This window comes from Nocardia sp. NPDC002869, assembly GCF_046764065.1.
In the GTDB taxonomy this organism is placed as follows: Bacteria; Actinomycetota; Actinomycetes; order Mycobacteriales; family Mycobacteriaceae; genus Nocardia; species Nocardia rhamnosiphila.
Window position 1 is genome coordinate 1 of sequence record NZ_JBKOOL010000125.1, and the last position, 16,690, is coordinate 16,690.

Here is a 16,690-nt window from a genome sequence, read left to right on the forward strand (position 1 = left end):
GCTCCCTCACTCCGTCGCTCCAGAACCGGGGGCGGGCCCCGACCACGGACGCTGACCATCCGAAGTAGAGGAGAGGTGTCCGGGCACGTGCGCCTCTACCGACCTGGGGAGGTCGACGCACTGTAAGTGCTCAATGGTCGCCGTCCAATGGACGGCCGGCCGCACGCGCTCCAGAACCGGGGCGTGCCCCGACCTCGGATGCTGACTGTCCGGAGTGGATTGAGCGGCGCGGGGACCTGGGTCATGGTCAACCTGGGTAGGTTTACGACTCCGTAGGTGCTCGATGGTCGCCGGTCATGGACGGCCAACTGCACCCGCGGGCCCACGGGCGGCTCCGGACAAGTACATTTCCGTCGGTGGGCCCTGAAAGCAACGCAGTGAGCCGGAGCCCCCGGGTGACGCCGGGCGGCACCGGGGATGTTCCCGTCTCGGCCGAGGAGCCGGCCGTCGCCGTGCGCGAGCCGGACGATGCCGGATCCGGGAGCGCGCAGATCGGTCTGGTGACCCAGCTGGTGCGGTTCGCCGTCACCGGGGCGCTGTCGGCCGTGGTCGACTTCGGGCTCTATGTGCTGCTGCTCGAGGTGGCGGGGCTGCCCGTGAACCCGGCCAAGGCGATCGGTTTCATCGCCGGCACCACGACCGCTTATCTGATCAACCGCCGCTGGACCTTCAACGCGGCCCCGAGCCGGGCCCGTTTCGTCGCGGTGGTGATCCTCTACGCGCTGACCTTCTGCGTCCAGGTGGGTATCAACTGGATCTTGTACCACGCCTTCGACGAGGGGCTGTGGTGGCGCGTCCCGCTGGCCTATGTGATCGCGCAGGGCACGGCCACGGTGATCAACTTCGTGGTCCAGCGCCTGGTCATCTTCCGTATCCGCTAGTTTCTCCGCACACAGCGACGAGCCCCGGTCGTCGGAGACTTCCGGGGCTCATTGCTGTCGGTTTCTGTGGTTGCCGGGTGTTACCGAGGCCGCGCGCGGCCGGTGCCTCAGGCGCAGGCGACGCTGGCCAGCCGCTGCGGCCGGCGGGCGCGCACGGAACGGACGGCGGCGCCGATCGCGACCACCGGCGGGATCCAGCGGGCTTCCTCCGGGTCCACGCCCCAGCTGGCCGAACCGGCCGAGAGGTGGGTGGGCGGCAGCGGGATGCCGTCGCCGTCGGTGTGCACGACCGCACCGGCGGCCCGCAGCGCCTCGACGGCACGTTCGGCCTTGCGCATCCCGGTGACCAGATGGATCTCCCGGCGCTCGGCGCCCGGGATCTCGATCACCGGACCGGTCAGGTTGTTCGCTCGCAGATACCTGCGGACAGACGCGGCCAACTCCCCGGTGACCTCGACGGCGGAAAGGTCTGCGTCGGTGATCAGGCACAGGCCGTTGGTCGTTTCGGCGACCGTCCAGCCACGCTGGGCGTAATCCCGCGCGGCAGCGGACTTGGCGGCCGCCGAGACGGAAGTCGGAAACGTCGTACGCACTGTCATCTCCATTCCCCGGTATAGATAAGCTCCGGCTTTCATGGGTCGTATCGGTGCCGGGTGCCCGGGGCGTTACGCCGTTCCAGCGATTTTTTTCGACTGTCGGCTTCCTCTCATTTGTGGCAGCAGTCGACATCCACTGGTACAGGACGATCATCGGGATCCTGGTTGGCTTCGCGCACGCAATCCGGGAAGGATTCCGTTATGGCCAGCGAGGCAGCGGACGAATCCCCGAGAACCGGTCCGGCGGCGGCCGGAGCACCTGAGCCGGCGGTTCCTCCTACAGCCGGCGCAGGAGTGAGACCGCCGGAGGAGGACGATACTGCGGATTCGCCTGGTCGGCGAATCCGGCGGAAGCTCAGTTGGCGCGCTGAGGCCGCGCAACGCTTCACCGACGCGGCCGCCGCCGAGGACGAACCCGGTGCCCGGTCGGTCCGGCACTGGGGCGCCGATGCGGTCCGCGGGCTCCTGGATGTGCAGTTCCGCCGGCCCGCCACCAGGACGTTGCTACCGCTTGTCTACCTGCTCGGACTGGTCTTCGCGGTGACCGTGCCGGTGGTGCCGACCGTGCTGGCCTGGCGTATCTCGGCGTTGCTCGGAGTGCTGTCGGCCCTGCTGGCGCTGCCTTTCGCGCTGACGATCGCCGCCGCGGTCCGTCTCTTCCTGGAGTTCCTGGTGAACGCCTCCCGGCTGGCGACCCGGGTGGAACACATCAGCGATCTCGCCGACGACCTGTTCCAGGTGCTGTCCGAGGTGGCCGAACCGGTGAACCAGCTCTCCGAAGACGTGCGGGCGGTGCAGTTCTGGCGTTTCCGCCGGGGGTCGCGTAAATAACTCCGTACCCCCCGTAATAGCACTGGCGGCCGGTAGTAGGGCAGATCACCGATACCGGACGGCCGCATGACCCGACTGCGCGCGGGGCTCGATCGGCGGTGGCACGACTGTCCGGTTCAGCGGTCCCGCAGCCGGGGGGCCGCGGCATCCTTCGGGGAGCGCAGAAAGGTGAGCTGCTGCCCGTCACGGCCGGTCTCCGGCCAGTCGATCGCCAGGTCCGGATCGAAGGCGTCCAGATCGTGGTCGTGCTCGGGGCTGTACTCGAGTGAGCACAGATAGGTGAGGACCGAATCGTCCTGCAGTGACAGCACCGCGTGCCCGAGCCCTTCGGACAGGAACACCGACCGGCGGTCCACCTCGTCGAGCAGCACGCTGTCCCAGCGGCCGAAGGTGGGGGAGCCGGGCCGCAGATCGACGACGACGTCGAGGAAGGCGCCGCGCCCGCAGGTCACGTATTTGGCCTGACCGGGCGGATTGTCGGTGTAGTGGATGCCGCGCAGGACGCCGGCGGCCGAAACCGAGGTGTTGACCTGCCGCAGATCGAAGGACCGGCCGGTGGCCTTCTCGAACTCCGAGGCCCGGAAGGTCTCGGCGAAGGCGCCCCGGTCGTCGCCGTGGATTCTCGGTGTGAAAACCCAGGCGCCGGGGACCGACATCTCACTGATCCGCATCTACCCACTCACCAACTTCGTCCGTGCTCGAGCAGATCGAGCAGGTACTTACCGTAACCGGAACGGGTGAGCGGGTCGGCGAGCAGGCAGAGTTGCTCGTCGTCGATATAGCCCATTCGCCACGCGACCTCTTCGGGCACTCCGATCTTCAGGCCCTGCCGCTCCTCGATGGTGCGGACGTAGTTGGCCGCGTCCAGCAGTGAGTCGAAGGTGCCGGTGTCCAGCCAGGCGGTACCGCGGGCCAGCACATCGACACGGAGTTTGCCCGCCTCCAGATAAGCCCGGTTGATATCGCTGATCTCGTATTCGCCGCGGCCGGAGGGGCGCAGCCCGCGCGCGATCTCCACCACATCGTTGTCGTAGAAATACAGTCCCGGTACAGCATAGTTGGACCGGGGCAGCTTGGGTTTCTCCTCGATGGAAATCGCCTTGCCGTCGGCGAATTCGACCACGCCGTAGGCGGTCGGATCGGATACCCGATAGGCGAAGATGGCGCCGCCGTCGATCTCGGCGAACCGGTTCAGGCTGGTGCCGAGCCCGGGTCCGTGGAAGATGTTGTCGCCCAGCACCAGTGCGGCCGGATCGCCGCCGATATGCTCGGCGCCCAGTACGAATGCCCGGGCCAGGCCGTCGGGCACCGGCTGTACGACGTAGTCGATCGCGATGCCGAACTGGGAGCCGTCACCCAGTAGGCGCTTGAAGGATTCGGCGTCCTCGGGTGTGGTGATCACCAGGATGTCCCGGATCCCGGCCAGCATGAGAGTGGACAGCGGGTAGTAGACCATCGGTTTGTCGTAGACCGGGACCAGCTGTTTGCTCACCCCGCGCGTGATCGGATGCAAACGCGACCCGGTGCCGCCCGCCAGAATGATTCCGCGCATGTTCGGTGAGTGTGCCAGCCCGGGTGAGTGCGGCTGCGTGCGGCGGTGCTTCGCCGCGCCGTCGAGTGCGGCGGGCCGGTGCCGGGCCCGCGGGCGAGCGCCGTCCACGCGCGATGGACGGGCCCGCCGCGCCCCGGCGCCGTTTGGTGGCGCGCTTTCTGGGTACTCATCGACAATGAGGGCGATACAGGGGTCCGATCCAGATCCGTCTCGATATTTTGGTTGAGGATTCGGTCGAGTATCCGCCCGAATTCCGTGCCGGTGCGGTTTTCCGTGTACGGCCGTGATATTGCGCCCTCGAGATCTGATAGGTGCGAAATAGGATTGAGAGGGGAGAGGCTTTGTCGGTTCCGGCTGTGGACGCGAGAAAACGAAACCCGGACAAGGGGTATGTAGCGCTTTTGGGGTGGAGTCTCAATGCGGTCGAGGCGATAGACCGCTTCGACAGGCGTTACGTGGTGGTGGCCCCGGAATGGGCGGAGGGATACTGTGCCGAGCATGGGATACCCTATATCCGCTGGAATTTCGAAAGGCTGAACGAACGTTCGGTGGAAATCGCCGAGACGTTGCGTGATATGGGTGTCGACGTCGCCATCCCGATCTTCGAGGAAACCGTCGAATGGGCGGGGGCAATAAATTCTGTACTGATGGACAACCCGCGGCTCTTCGGTCAGGCCATGTTGCTGCGGGACAAAGCTCTGATGAAACGCCGCGCACAGCTCGGCGGTATCAGAGTGGGAATCTTCGAGGAAGCGCACGAGCGTGACGACGTGATCCGTTTCCTGAAACGGGTCAACCAGACACTGATGAAACTCGACGGCGACCCCAACGACCCCATCCACATCAAGGCGTTCGACAAGGCCGGTTGCCTCGGTCACCGGGTCATCCGTACGCCCGACGAGATCGAGACCATCCCCGACGACGAATTCCCGGTACTGATGGAGTCCCATCTCGACGGCTGGGAATTCGCGGTCGAGGCATGGATCCACGACGGCAAAATACGATTCCTGAATATTTCGGAATATGTGACACTCGGCTACTCGGTTTTCGTCCCGGCGACCCCGGAACTGGAGAAGTACCGGCCGGAGATAACTCGCCAGGTGGAACGGCTCATCAAGACGTTCGATATCGAATTCGGTTTCGTCCATCCCGAGTATTTCGTGACCAGTGACGGCGAGATGTATTTCGGTGAGGTCGCCTACCGGCCGCCGGGATTCAAGGTGTTCGAGTTGCTGGAGCGGGCGTACGGTTTCAACGCCTACCACGGGCTGGTGCTCGCGTTCGACCCCAAGACGACGGAAGAGGAGATAACGGAATTCTTCCCGGAGGAGGTGGTCGACGCCAAAGGGCATGCGGGCACCTTCGGGGTCTACCCACGCCGGCGGGTGGTCAGCCGATTGTCGGTCCCGGAGGAGACCGAGGATCACGAATATTTCGATTCACACGAGCTCACCGCTCCGCTGACCGAGAAAGTGATGAAACGTACGGCTTTCGGAAACCATTGGGGTCTTCTGTACTTCTTCGGAGAGGACCCGTACACTCTCCGGGACCTGTTGAAAAGGCAGGAAGAACTCGATTTCTATATTTGATCCGTTGTCGGCAACGGGTTCGTCGGGGAGGTTCGGCGATTGAGTCCACTCAGCAGCGGTGGGGAGTCCATGGACGGGCATCTGGCCCGATTGGACGACGCCACCCAGGCACTTGCGGACGCCGGTGATTTCGGTAAGCAGGTCAAGCTGTCGCGGGTATTCGGCGCGCTGCGCCGAGTACTGCTGCTGCCCGGAGGCTGCGCCGCGGTGCGGTCGCGTGCGGCGCGGCTGGATACCGCCGGACTGTTCCTCGGCACCGACTGGGCGCGGCCGCAGATCCTCATCCCGTCGCTGAGCAGCGGCTCGCTGCGCAGCACCAACCCGGACACCGTCGTCCTGGAGACGGTGAGCAATCTGCGGTTGCTGGAGGTCGCCAAAGGCGCGTACGTGCATCCGCAGATTTCCGCGGAGCAGGCCCACCACCATGTGTCGCAGGTGCTCGCCATCAATCTGTCGTTGCTGTTCACCCCTCCGTCCGAGGCCGAGCGGACCCAGCAGGGACGGATGGCCCAGGTGCCGCGGGAGTTGCTGCGGCACCTGGTGGAGGAGGTGGGCTACGAGAAGGTACTGGAGAGTCTGGTCGACGAGATCTGGCGGATCCTGCGGCAGCGCCCGATCCAGGTCGACTCGGTGAAACGGATGATCACCCAGATCGCGGTGGCGCGCAGTAATCCGGATATCGATCTGGGCGCCGGCGGGTTGGGCGCGGACCGGCTGATCAGCAGCCTGTACGGCACCACCGACTCCTGCCGTGAGGACCCCGGTGTCGAGGTGTATCGCGCCCGGCTGGAAACCATGGACGACAGCGCACTGCAGTACGAGACAGCGGGTTTCGCGCGCTCGATGCACGATACCGGCCTGGTGTCGCCGTACCACGCCGTCCTGTTGCGCTTTCTGCTGAGCAAGGGCGAGTACCTGCTGGGCGAGGCGCTGGGATTGTCCAGTACCGGGCGCGAATGCCTGCTCTGCTACCACGAACTGGTGCGGCAGCTGATCGACGAGGCCGTGCACGTCGAGACGGCGCAGTGTATCTACGGGCTGGCACTGATGCTGGAACGCGGCATCCTGTACCAGCCCCCGGTCGCCCCCGCCCTGTGGCGGCAGATGGCGCTGCAACTGTCGGCGCATTCGCAGCAGCGCCTGACACAGGCCTTCGGACCGGATCCGGCCCCCCGCACCCGGTTGCTGGCGGGCATGTTGTCGGTACTCGGGCTGCCGCTCGGTATCGGCCAGGGCGACAACCCGACCTGTCAGTCCGCGCGGGCGCTGTCCATGTGGGCCTACAACGACCCCGACTATCTCCTGCAGACACTGGCCTGGGCCGCGCGCGACGACGAGGTCGTCATGCATTTCGAGGGTGAGCAGATCTCCTCGCGTAACAGTGCCGGCGGGGTCGCCACCGAGCTACCGGTGGACCTGGATCCGGTATCGCTGCTGGTCGTGCCCCATCTGGACCGGATCTACGCGGAGATGGGTCGGCGTTGCGTGGATCGGGAGGGCGACCCGCACCGCTGGATCAACCCGGAATTCCACGGCTGGTGGTCCGGGCGCGGTTTCCGGATCAACGTCGATGTGGCGACCGGCAACCTGACCGATCTCGATGAATTCCTGCGCCATTTCTATGCGAGCTACCACCCGTTCCACAACGGCAACCAGCCGCTGATCCACCCGCAGCCGGCCGGGGTCGCGGTGACCGACAGCGCCGCCCGATTCGTCGGCTGGCACGCGATCACGGTGCTGCGGGTGGCGCTGGATCCACAGGAGCGGATGCGGGTCTATTTCTACAACCCGAACAACGACAGCGGGCAGGACTGGGGAGACGGCGTGGTGGTCGGCACCGCCGGGCACGGCGAACGGTTCGGGGAGGCATCGCTGCCGTTCGAACAGTTCGCCTCGCGCCTCTACATCTTCCATTTCGATCCGCTGGAGCCCGGCGAACTGGCCTCGGTGGACCGGGAGGAGCTGGCCCGGGTGGTGGGCTATGTCCACCGCAGCTGGGGCGCCGACCGATTGCCCGCCTGACCCTTCAGTCCCGGTACCGCTCGACCAGTTTCGCGAGTTCGTCCAGGTCGCGCAGGGAATCCGCTTCCGGTTGCGTTTCCAGTTTCAGCGTCACCCGTTCCACCCCGGCTTCGGCATAGGCGTCGAGTACCGCCGGGTCCGCCGGAGCCGGGGTGACCGTGACCGGTAGTCCGCTGTCGGTGAACTCCGCGAGTTGCGCCGGTACCGCGGCGGCATCGGAGACGCCGTTGGGGATCCAGCCCACCCCGTGCCGGCGCGCGCGCCGGGCCGCGGCCTCGCCGCCCCCGATGAAGATGGGCGGATGAGGCTGCCGGTGCGGTTTGGGCCAAGCGAAGATCGGGTCGAAATCGATGAACTCGCCGTGGTATTCGGCGAGGTCCTGGGTCCAGATCGCGACGATCGCCGCGAGTTGTTCGTCCAGCAGGGCGCCGCGGGTGCGCGGATCGGTGCCGTGGTCGGCCATCTCCTCGCGGTTCCAGCCGACGCCCACGCCGAAGACCGCACGGCCGCCGGAGATGTGGTCGAGAGTGGCGACCTCCTTGGCGGTGTGGATGACATCGCGCTGGATCAGCAGGGTGACCCCGGTGCCCAGGACGAGCCGGTCGGTGACCGCCGCGACCGCGCCGAGTACGACGAAGGGATCGAGGGTGCGGAAATAGACGCGGGGGAGGTCGCCGCCACCGGGGTACGGGGACTCCCGGCTCGCCGGAATATGCGAATGCTCGGCGAGGAATAACGATTCGAAACCGCGTTCCTCGAGTGCCGGCCCGAGCACGGTCCCGCTGATTCCCTCGTCGGTCAGGAAGGTATTGACGCCGATCTTCATGACAGACCGAACGTCGTGCCCACCCGCGAATATTTCGTGGCCGGGCACAACGCCGGAGATCTGCCGCGGCCTACCGGGCCGGGCCCGACCCGTTGGGCGGGAACGGTTCGTTGATGGTGGTGACGTACTGGATCACCGCGCCGATGATCACCGGGGCGGTGACGAAGAGCTGGCCGGCCACCGTGCCCAGGGCGCCGATCGCGACGATGCCGCCGAGGCAGCCGATCACCGCGGCCGGTACGAACGGACCGAAGAGCCCGACGATGGTCGCCGCGGCCACGGTCGCTCCGGCGATACCGCCGAGCACACAGCCGACCGCGGCGCCGCCCAGACCGCCGACCGCGGTGCCGATCGCCGCCCCGGTGGCGATGGTGTCCTTGAGCCGGGTGAAGGCGGCGACCTCACGGTCGTAGGGGGTTTTCCAGGGCGCTGTTTCCTGATGGGGCAGCGCGGCCGGTCGGTATACCGCCCGGTCCGGGTCGAGTTGCGGGGTGAGCGTCGCCGTGTGGCCGGAGATCTCCGCCGCGATGGGGAACTCGAAATCGTCGAGCCGGAAGGTCAGCGGCGTGCCGGCCACTACCGTGCCATCGGCAGCTTTGATCTTGAAAGTACCGTCCTCGACCACCATGGACCCCGAATCGGTGGTGACGACGGAACGCCCGTCCACAACCTCCGCGGTGAAGCCGACCGGCGCCGGCAGGTCGGTGGGCGCGGCGTGGGCACTGCCGGATGCGATGCCGAGTGCGGCGATGAGCAGCGTCGACATCGTGGTCAAACTCCTGACGAGCATGTATGTATTCACCTCATATGGGAGTGCGGGCACAGAAATGTGTCAATCGAACGGAAGCGGCCACCCGGTGGGGTCCGGCCGAATCCAGACAAAAAGGTTATCGGCCGGGCAGCGACCTCCGGTCGACGGGGTCACGAAAAGCGCTCTTTCGCTTACCGTTTCGGAAAATATCGTGTTCCGGATCGGCCTGCGTCGTCGGCCGCGCCGACTTCCGGCGCGGATATCGGATGCCGGCACCGTGCCCCGGCCGCGGCCGGGCCACCGAGCGCTGCCCGGCCCGGCGACCAGGACGTAGAGTGAACGGGTGCGTCTACTCGTGACCGGTGGAGCCGGGTTCATCGGAGCCAACTTCGTCCAGCACACGGTCGCCGAGCGGCCGGATACGACGGTGACCGTGCTGGACGCGCTCACCTACGCGGGCAACCGGGCCTCGCTCGACCCGGTGGCCGATCGGATCGACTTCGTCCACGGCGATATCGCCGACCTGGACCTGGTCGACGAACTGGTGAGTGGAGTGGACGCGGTGGTCCATTTCGCCGCCGAATCACACAACGACAACTCGCTGGCCGAACCCTGGCCGTTCGTGCAGACCAATATCGTCGGCACCTATTCGCTGCTGCAGGCTGTCCGCCGCCACGATGTGCGGTACCACCATGTCTCCACCGACGAGGTGTACGGGGATCTGGGCCCCGACGACCCCCCGTTCTCCGAACGCACCGCCTACAACCCGTCGAGCCCGTACTCGGCGACCAAGGCCGCCAGCGATATGTTGGTGCGCGCCTGGGTGCGTTCCTTCGGTCTGCGCGCCACGCTGTCGAACTGCTCCAACAACTACGGGCCGTACCAGCATGTGGAGAAGTTCATTCCGCGCCAGATCACCAATCTGATCGACGGGGTGCGCCCCCGGCTCTACGGCGCCGGACATCAGGTCCGCGACTGGATTCATGTGGAGGACCACAATCGTGCGGTCTGGGATGTTCTCGATCGGGGGCGGATCGGCCGCACCTATCTGATCGGGGCCGACGGTGAACTGGACAATCGGACGGTGGTGGAACTGCTGCTCGCCGAATTCGGGCGGGACCCGGGCGATTTCGACCATGTCACCGACCGCGCCGGACACGACCAGCGCTATGCGATAGACGCGGGCCCGCTCCGTGCCGAACTCGGCTGGCAGCCGCGCTACGCGGACTTCCGGGCGGGACTATCGGCCACGGTCGCCTGGTACCGCGCGAACGAATCCTGGTGGCGCCCGGTGAAAGCCGCTACCGAGCGGGCCTACGCCGACGCGGGGGAACGAACCATCAGCGTGCCGTGACAACGCCCGGTCCGGCCGTAGCGCGGACCGGGCGTATCCGGTGCGATTCCGGTCGCTGTCAGGCCCAGACGTAGATGTGGTACTTCGCCACCGAGACGATCAGGGCGATCAGGGCGGCGACGACGACGGTCACCGCGGCGTAGCGGCCGGGTTCGCGGTCGCCGGGTCCGCGGAGGCGGAAGGGCATCCAGCGCAGCAGTACCGCGAACGACACGATCGCCAGCGGCACGAAGTAGCGGCCCTGGACACCGTCGATGATATAGTAGCCGACCGGGGTGAACGACATGTAGAGGGTGACGTAGATCATCGCGACACTGGCCGCCATGGTCAGCGCCACCACCAGCGTGCGCCGGAAATCCGGGCGATCGAAGCGTTCCGCCATGCCCACGCTCACCGCGAAGGCCAGCAGGCAGGCCACGATAGCGGTGGCCGGCACGTCGATATAGGCGAAACCGAGTTCCCCGAAGAATTCGTTGAACCACTCCTGGTCACGCCGCAGAATGCTCTCCCAGAAGGTGCGCAGGAAGCCGAACGGGTCGGTGATGATGCCGATCAACTGCTCGCCGGTATCCACGGTGTACCACTGGTGCGGGGGCCGCATCAGGCTGGTGCCCTCGCCGGTGGGCGCGGCGATCTTCATCCACACCGCGAACCCCATCGCGCCGATCGCCGCGCACACCCAGGTGAGCCGCCGGCGCCAACCGGTCAGGCCCATCCGCTCGGCCGGAATCAACACCACCAGCATGGCGAGCAGTACATACGTGGGTTTGCACAGCGGCAGCGCGATCGCGGTACCCAGCACCGCGACGGTTTCCACCCGGCCCAGCCGGACCCCGAGGAAAAGGCCCTTCACCAGGAGCGCCGACACCAGGACGGCCAGGGCGTTGGTGAGGGTGTCGGCGGTGATCGTCCCGGCCTGGAACACCGCGATGGGCAATACGGCCACGGTGAAGGCCAGCCACTGGATGCGGTGCGCGCGCAACGCCCACAGGGCGAAGCCGACCACGAGCAGGTAGGCGGCCAGCCCGGACAACCGGGTGAGGCGCACCATGGTGCCGGCATCGGCGTCGATCAGTTCGGCGAATCCGATACCGATCGCACTGGGGACGTAGGGGACCGCGGAGTAGGCGGCGGTGTTGGTGAACCAGATGATCTTGCGTTCGTCGGTGACCGGGGCATCGTTCAGCCGCTGGTAGGCGGCGGGATCGGCCACATCGGGGTACGGTTCGCCCGGGTTGTGGGTGTAGTCGTCGATGGCGTAGCCCATCAGCGCTTCGACCGCCGCCGGCACCTCACCGCCGTAGGCGACGCCGCGGTCGTCGTCGATCCGGGTGGGGGTCAGGCCGCCGTGGGCCACCTGGTAGGCGCGCCCGAACTGGGTGATTTCGTCGTGCCCCCAGAACGGCGGGCTCATCACCGCGAACACGAGCCCGAAAATCCCGGCCAGCAGGGTGAACGCGACGGTGGCCGGGCCCATCCGGCGCAGCAGGACCTCCCCGGCGCGCCGGGGACCGGCCAGGACGGAACGACCCGCGGCCTGCTCTCCGGCAGGGCGGGTCGCGGTCTCGGCGGTCAACGGATGTCCCCGGCCGCCACCTGATCGATCCGGTAGGCACCGGTTGTCGCCGCGACGCTCGCGCCGGGGGCCTCGTAGCGGAGATAGATCAGCCGTGCCGCCTCGTGCCGGGACCGGCGGATACCGTCCAGGATCAGACCGGCGGTCCAGGCCAGGAAACCGACCAGCAGCAGGGTGCAGGCCAGGAACAGGGTCGGGAAGCGGGGCACGGTGTGGGTGTCGTAGTACTCGATGATGATCGGGACGGTCAGCACCACCGAGATGAGCCAGCTCACGGTACCGAGCAGGCCGTAGAAGGCGACCGGGCGCTCGTGGCGGGCCAATCCGGCGATGAGCGCCAGGATCTTGAAACCGTCGTGGTAGGTACGCAATTTGCTCTCGCTGCCGGCCGGGCGGTCCCGGAATCCCACCGGTACCGCGGTCTGCGGGACCCGCAGGTGCAGTGAGTGCACGGTGAGTTCGGTTTCGATCTCGAATTCCCGGGAGACGGCGGGGAAACTCTTCACGAAGCGCCGGGAGAAGACGCGGAAACCGCTGAGCATATCCTCGACGTTCTCGCCGAAAACCTTGCCCACCACACCGTTGAGGACTTTGTTCCCGGTCTCGTGGCCCGCCCGGTAGGCCGATCCCGTCTCGTCCTGTTTCCGGACGCCGAGGACATGATCGTACGGGCCCGACAGCAGGGTTTCGATCATCGCCGGCGCCGCGGACGCCTCGTAGGTGTCGTCGCCGTCGATCATGAGATAGATATCTGCTTCGATATCGGCGAAAGCGCGGCGTACCACATTGCCCTTGCCCTTGGCCCGCTCCGCGCGCACGATCGCCCCGGCGGCCCGGGCCTTCTCAGCGGTGGCGTCGGTGCTGAGATTGTCGTACACATACACGACAATTCCGGGGACCGCGGCCTTCAGATCGGTGACGACCTTGGCCACCGATGCTTCTTCGTTGTGACACGGGACGACGGCGGCAATACGCAGTTCGGTGGATTCCACCTGGTCAAATCCTCGAAATCGACGGATATGGGAACACCGGGAGAGTACCGGGTCCCCGCCGGAGAGGATGGCTCAGGTCACTGCGGTACCGTCGGCGCGTGTCATCTGGTGAGTCAACGGCCGCTGTCGCCGCCGACGCGCCGGCCCCCCGTTCGCTCGCCGAACGCCTGCGGACCGGGCTGCGGCAGAGTGCGGCGTTCCTGGTCGTCGGCGTGGTCGGCTTCCTGGTCGATGCGGGGACCTACAACCTGCTGGTGTTCGATCTGGGCGCCTGGGGTGGCGAGGGTCTCATGCACGACATCCCGTTGCCCGCCAAGATCATCGCCATCGCGGTGGCCACGGTGGTCACCTACTTCGGCAACAAGTGGTGGACCTTCTCGCACAAGCAGTCCGGCAGTCCGGCCCGGGAGTACCTGTCGTACGCGGTGATCAATGTGATCGCGATCGGACTGCAATTGGGTTGCCTGGGTTTCTCCAGGTACATCCTGGATCTGGCCACTCCGCTGGCGGACAATATCTCTGGAACACTGGTCGGTCAGATCGTTGCCGTGGTGTTCCGGTATTGGGCTTATGACAAGTTCGTGTTTACCGGTGAACCCGATCGGGAAACGACCAACCGGGCGACCGGCGTGGCTGATTGATATCCTCGGGCCCGCCGCGAACCGTATTCAGGGACATGTCTGTCCCGTCGGCACAATGAGGATTTCGAGGACTTCATGGACCAGTCGGCTATGCAGGCCGTTACCGAGACGAACGATCACGCTACGGTCGCGCCGGAGTCGCTGCGCGCCGAACACCACCGGGCTCCGCGCAGACTGGTGCTCGCCCGGGGCATCTTCACCGGGCCCTCGGCGAAGATCAGCGACGAGCTGTACGCGGTGGTCAAGGGCCGTGCCACCCGCGACCGGATGAGTCTGCGCCTGGACAAGGGCTCGACCGCGCACACCAACACCTACTTCGGCCGTTTCGCCGCCAGCTACTGGCAGCGCTGGACCGTGGTCACCGAGGTGCAGGCCACAATGATCCTGCAGATCGGCAAGCACGCCAGGGTGCGGATCGTGGCCTCCGATATCGCCGGGCACCGCCGGATCGTCGGCACCGCCGAGGTCACCGCCAGCGGCCCGCTGACCCTGACCGCGCCGCTGGACCAGTTCGTCGACGGCGGGGCCCTATGGCTGGAGTTCGAAGCCGTCGGTGGCGACCTGGAGATCTCCGAACTCACCTGGACCGCGACCGCGCCCGAAACCGTACGCCCGGTCGCCATCGCCATCTGCACCTTCAACCGTGCCCAGGACTGCGCCGAGACCATCGCCGCACTGGCCTCCGACCAGACCGTCCTCGGCTCGCTCGACGCGGTGTACGTGGTGGACCAGGGCACCGATCTGGTGGAGAACCGGCCGCTGTACCAGGCCACGCGGTCCATGTTCGGGGACAAACTGCGCTACATCCGCCAGCCCAATCTGGGCGGGGCGGGCGGTTTCACCCGCGGACTGTACGAGGTGTCCGCGGCCAACGAACACGCCGACGTCATCCTCATGGACGACGATATCCTCTGCGAACCCGAGACCGTGCTGCGGTTGCAGGCCTTCGCCAACCTCACCGTGGAACCGACGCTGGTCGGTGCGCAGATGTTGTTCCTGCTCAACCCCGACTACCTGAACGTCGGGGCCGAGGACGTGCACCTGCACCGGCTCATGCACGGCCAGAAGGTGCCCAAGGCGCTGCGCAACACCAGCATGCTGAAGAAGAACCAGGAACGCCGCGTCGACGCCGGATACAACGCCTGGTGGACCTGCCTCATCCCGGCCGAGGTGGTGAAGAAGATCGGGCTCCCGCTGCCGATCTTCTTCCAGTGGGACGATGTCGAGTACGGGGTCCGCGCCCGCGAACACGGGTTCGTCACGGTCACGCTGCCCAATGCGGCGGTCTGGCACGCGGACTTCTACTGGAAGGACTTCGACGACTGGGCGCGGTACTTCAGCACCCGCAACTCGCTGATCGTCAGCGCGATGCACGCGGACCTGAACCCGGGCACGGTCACCCGGCAGCTCTTCCGGAATATTTCCGAATACCTGGTCGCGATGCAGTACGGGCTCGCGCACACCACCCTGCAGGGCATAGAGGACTTCCTGTCGGGACCGTCGATCCTGCGGGACGGCGGTATCGAGCCGCTGAAACGGGCCCGGACCAGTCGCGCCGACTACACCGAGACCGTGAAACATCCCGCGGCGACGCCGCCGGTGGACTCCTCCGAGATCCGCGTGCGGCGGGCCGGCGGCGAACCCAGCCGGCTGCTGGCGGTGCTGATCAAACGCGCGATCCAGCAGTGGACCGGCAAGGTCCAGTACGGGGTGGTCGGGGTCACCCGCGAAGACGCGCACTGGTGGCATGTCTCGCTGTTCGACCATGTCGTGGTCACCGATGCCTCCCAGTCCGGGGTCCGGGTCCGCAAGCGCGACAAGGCGACCGCGCGCGCCCTGCTGCTGCGCACGATGCGGGTACTGCGCCGGCTGTACAAGGAACTGCCGGGCCTGCAGCAGCGCTACCGCGCCGCGCACGCCGAACTCACCAGCCGGGAGAACTGGGAGCGGCTGTACGGGATCGACGCCGACCGGAACTGACCCGGACGCGTTCTGCCCGAACGGGCCACGCCGTATCCGCGGCGTGGCCCGTGGTCGTCAGAGGAACAGGTCGGTGGTGAGGGGTTCGTCGCCCGGGGTCACCCGGTACTTGTCCAGGTCGGTGATGCCGTGGGTGGCGAGCACGTCGTCGTCGATGAAGAAATTGCCGGTCGTCTCGGTGGCCGGTGAGGTGAGTACCAGGTAGGCGGCGTCGGCGTAGATATCCGGGGTCCGGGAGGTACGGACCATCTCCTCACCACCGAGCAGATTGCGTACGGCCGCGGTCGCGATCGTGGTGCGCGGCCAGAGCGAATTGACGCCGACACCGTCGGATTTCAGTTCCTCGGCCAGCCCCAGCGTGGTCAGCGACATCCCGTACTTGGCGATGGTGTAGCCCAGGGAGGATCCGGCCCATTCGGGGTCCAGGTTCAGTGGCGGCGACAGCGTGAGGATATGCGGATTGCGGCCGGCGGCGGCGGAGTCGCGCAGCGCTGGAATGCACAGCTTGGACAGCAGGAAAGTGCCGCGGCAGTTGATGTCCTGCATGAGGTCGTATCGCTTCATCGCCAGCGAATCGGTGGGGGACAGATCGATGGCGGAGGCGTTGTTGACCACGATATCGATACCGCCGAAGCGCTCGGTGGTCAGCCGGACCGCCTCGGCGACCGATTCGTCGATCCGCACATCGCCGACGAACGGCAGTACGGTCGCCCCCGCCGCCTCCAGTTCCGCGGCGGCGGTGTGGATCGTGCCCGGCAGTTTGGGATGGGGCCGATCGGTTTTGGCGATCAGCGTGATATTCGCGCCGTCGGCGGCCGCCCGTTTGGCGATCTCCAGCCCGATCCCGCGGCTGCCGCCGGACATGATCATCGTCCGGCCGCTCAGCGGTTTGTCTCCGGTAGCTGTCATTGCCTGCCCTCCTGTTGGTCGCGGGCGCCGACCGCCGTGCGTTCGGCGCTGCGCTTCGAGCGTAGGCAACAGGTCCGTGCATGCCCAGGGACCGCGCGATCGGATGCGCGGGTGTCGGGCAGAGGGCCGACCGGACACCGGAGCCGGGCGCGCGGCCGCCGCCGGATCGCGGAGGCGGCCGGGGATCATG

15 protein-coding genes are annotated in these 16,690 nt (G+C 66.7%); 7 read left to right on the forward strand and 8 right to left on the reverse strand.

Going from position 1 to position 16,690, the window contains the following annotated elements; translation table 11 throughout:
• Nucleotides 1-452: 452 nt before the first annotated feature.
• Entirely contained in the window at nucleotides 453-881 is a 429-nt protein-coding gene (locus ACLML9_RS20915) for a GtrA family protein (protein ID WP_411947131.1), read from the forward strand.
• A 107-nt stretch (nucleotides 882-988) separates the two neighbouring features.
• Here ACLML9_RS20915 and ACLML9_RS20920 read toward each other — a convergent pair whose 3' ends face one another.
• The gene (locus tag ACLML9_RS20920) at nucleotides 989-1,486 is read right to left on the reverse strand and encodes a hypothetical protein (RefSeq protein WP_030524322.1); all 498 of its coding nucleotides are present in this window, start codon (nucleotides 1,484-1,486) and stop codon (nucleotides 989-991) included.
• A gap of 285 nt (nucleotides 1,487-1,771) precedes the next feature.
• Here ACLML9_RS20920 and ACLML9_RS20925 point away from each other — a divergent pair, with 285 nt between their 5' ends.
• The gene (locus ACLML9_RS20925; protein WP_411947122.1) at nucleotides 1,772-2,308 is read left to right on the forward strand and encodes a DUF4282 domain-containing protein; all 537 of its coding nucleotides are present in this window, start codon (nucleotides 1,772-1,774) and stop codon (nucleotides 2,306-2,308) included.
• Between the two features lie 116 nt (nucleotides 2,309-2,424).
• On the opposite strand, the gene ACLML9_RS20930 is transcribed toward ACLML9_RS20925, so the two are convergent.
• Together ACLML9_RS20930 and rfbA are read right to left on the reverse strand one after the other, a co-directional pair.
• Nucleotides 2,425-2,979 carry a dTDP-4-dehydrorhamnose 3,5-epimerase family protein gene (locus ACLML9_RS20930; RefSeq protein ID WP_411947123.1) on the reverse strand — a complete coding sequence of 185 codons (555 nt, stop codon included), beginning with the start codon at nucleotides 2,977-2,979 and terminating at the stop codon, nucleotides 2,425-2,427.
• A gap of 8 nt (nucleotides 2,980-2,987) precedes the next feature.
• On the reverse strand, nucleotides 2,988-3,860 hold the full coding sequence (gene rfbA / locus ACLML9_RS20935; RefSeq protein ID WP_030524319.1) for a glucose-1-phosphate thymidylyltransferase RfbA: 873 nt from the start codon (nucleotides 3,858-3,860) through the stop codon (nucleotides 2,988-2,990).
• A gap of 548 nt (nucleotides 3,861-4,408) precedes the next feature.
• On the opposite strand from rfbA, the gene ACLML9_RS20940 reads away from it, so the two are divergent.
• Together ACLML9_RS20940 and ACLML9_RS20945 are read left to right on the forward strand one after the other, a co-directional pair.
• Nucleotides 4,409-5,449, forward strand: a complete 1,041-nt coding sequence (locus ACLML9_RS20940) for an ATP-grasp domain-containing protein (protein WP_245713248.1) — start codon at nucleotides 4,409-4,411, stop codon at nucleotides 5,447-5,449.
• 69 nt (nucleotides 5,450-5,518) lie between these two features.
• The gene (locus ACLML9_RS20945) at nucleotides 5,519-7,471 is read left to right on the forward strand and encodes a hypothetical protein (RefSeq protein ID WP_411947132.1); all 1,953 of its coding nucleotides are present in this window, start codon (nucleotides 5,519-5,521) and stop codon (nucleotides 7,469-7,471) included.
• A gap of 4 nt (nucleotides 7,472-7,475) precedes the next feature.
• Here ACLML9_RS20945 and ACLML9_RS20950 read toward each other — a convergent pair whose 3' ends face one another.
• Entirely contained in the window at nucleotides 7,476-8,297 is an 822-nt protein-coding gene (locus ACLML9_RS20950) for an LLM class F420-dependent oxidoreductase (RefSeq protein ID WP_411947124.1), read from the reverse strand.
• Nucleotides 8,298-8,367: 70 nt separating this feature from the next.
• Nucleotides 8,368-9,087, reverse strand: a complete 720-nt coding sequence (locus ACLML9_RS20955) for a hypothetical protein (protein ID WP_411947125.1) — start codon at nucleotides 9,085-9,087, stop codon at nucleotides 8,368-8,370.
• A gap of 304 nt (nucleotides 9,088-9,391) precedes the next feature.
• Between ACLML9_RS20955 and rfbB the strand changes: the two genes are divergently transcribed.
• Nucleotides 9,392-10,402, forward strand: a complete 1,011-nt coding sequence (gene rfbB / locus ACLML9_RS20960) for a dTDP-glucose 4,6-dehydratase (RefSeq protein WP_411947126.1) — start codon at nucleotides 9,392-9,394, stop codon at nucleotides 10,400-10,402.
• A gap of 58 nt (nucleotides 10,403-10,460) precedes the next feature.
• Here rfbB and ACLML9_RS20965 read toward each other — a convergent pair whose 3' ends face one another.
• Entirely contained in the window at nucleotides 10,461-11,978 is a 1,518-nt protein-coding gene (locus ACLML9_RS20965; protein WP_411947127.1) for a DUF2142 domain-containing protein, read from the reverse strand.
• Nucleotides 11,975-12,970 (reverse strand): glycosyltransferase, encoded by a 996-nt coding sequence (locus ACLML9_RS20970; RefSeq protein WP_411947128.1) that lies wholly within the window; start codon nucleotides 12,968-12,970, stop codon nucleotides 11,975-11,977. Before ACLML9_RS20970 ends, ACLML9_RS20965 begins: the two co-directional genes overlap by 4 nt.
• A 98-nt stretch (nucleotides 12,971-13,068) precedes the next feature.
• On the opposite strand from ACLML9_RS20970, the gene ACLML9_RS20975 reads away from it, so the two are divergent.
• Nucleotides 13,069-13,611, forward strand: a complete 543-nt coding sequence (locus ACLML9_RS20975; RefSeq protein WP_265803019.1) for a GtrA family protein — start codon at nucleotides 13,069-13,071, stop codon at nucleotides 13,609-13,611.
• Between the two features lie 75 nt (nucleotides 13,612-13,686).
• Complete coding sequence (locus ACLML9_RS20980) at nucleotides 13,687-15,591, forward strand: glycosyltransferase (RefSeq protein WP_411947129.1); 1,905 nt, start codon at nucleotides 13,687-13,689, stop codon at nucleotides 15,589-15,591.
• Nucleotides 15,592-15,648: 57 nt separating this feature from the next.
• Here the strand turns inward: ACLML9_RS20980 and ACLML9_RS20985 are convergent, their stop codons facing one another.
• On the reverse strand, nucleotides 15,649-16,500 hold the full coding sequence (locus ACLML9_RS20985) for an SDR family oxidoreductase (RefSeq protein ID WP_411947130.1): 852 nt from the start codon (nucleotides 16,498-16,500) through the stop codon (nucleotides 15,649-15,651).
• Between the last annotated feature and the right edge of the window lie 190 nt (nucleotides 16,501-16,690).

What these genes read in the sequence shown, in the direction of transcription:
- ACLML9_RS20920 (WP_030524322.1), bottom strand. Translation starts at nt 1,486, where the DNA reads ATGGAGATGACAGTGCGTACGACGTTTCCGACTTCCGTCTCGGCGGCC.
- ACLML9_RS20930 (WP_411947123.1), bottom strand. Translation starts at nt 2,979, where the DNA reads ATGCGGATCAGTGAGATGTCGGTCCCCGGCGCCTGGGTTTTCACACCG.
- rfbA (WP_030524319.1), bottom strand. Translation starts at nt 3,860, where the DNA reads ATGCGCGGAATCATTCTGGCGGGCGGCACCGGGTCGCGTTTGCATCCG.
- ACLML9_RS20945 (WP_411947132.1), top strand. Translation starts at nt 5,519, where the DNA reads ATGGACGGGCATCTGGCCCGATTGGACGACGCCACCCAGGCACTTGCG.
- ACLML9_RS20950 (WP_411947124.1), bottom strand. Translation starts at nt 8,297, where the DNA reads ATGAAGATCGGCGTCAATACCTTCCTGACCGACGAGGGAATCAGCGGG.
- ACLML9_RS20955 (WP_411947125.1), bottom strand. Translation starts at nt 9,087, where the DNA reads ATGCTCGTCAGGAGTTTGACCACGATGTCGACGCTGCTCATCGCCGCA.
- ACLML9_RS20980 (WP_411947129.1), top strand. Translation starts at nt 13,687, where the DNA reads ATGGACCAGTCGGCTATGCAGGCCGTTACCGAGACGAACGATCACGCT.
- ACLML9_RS20985 (WP_411947130.1), bottom strand. Translation starts at nt 16,500, where the DNA reads ATGACAGCTACCGGAGACAAACCGCTGAGCGGCCGGACGATGATCATG.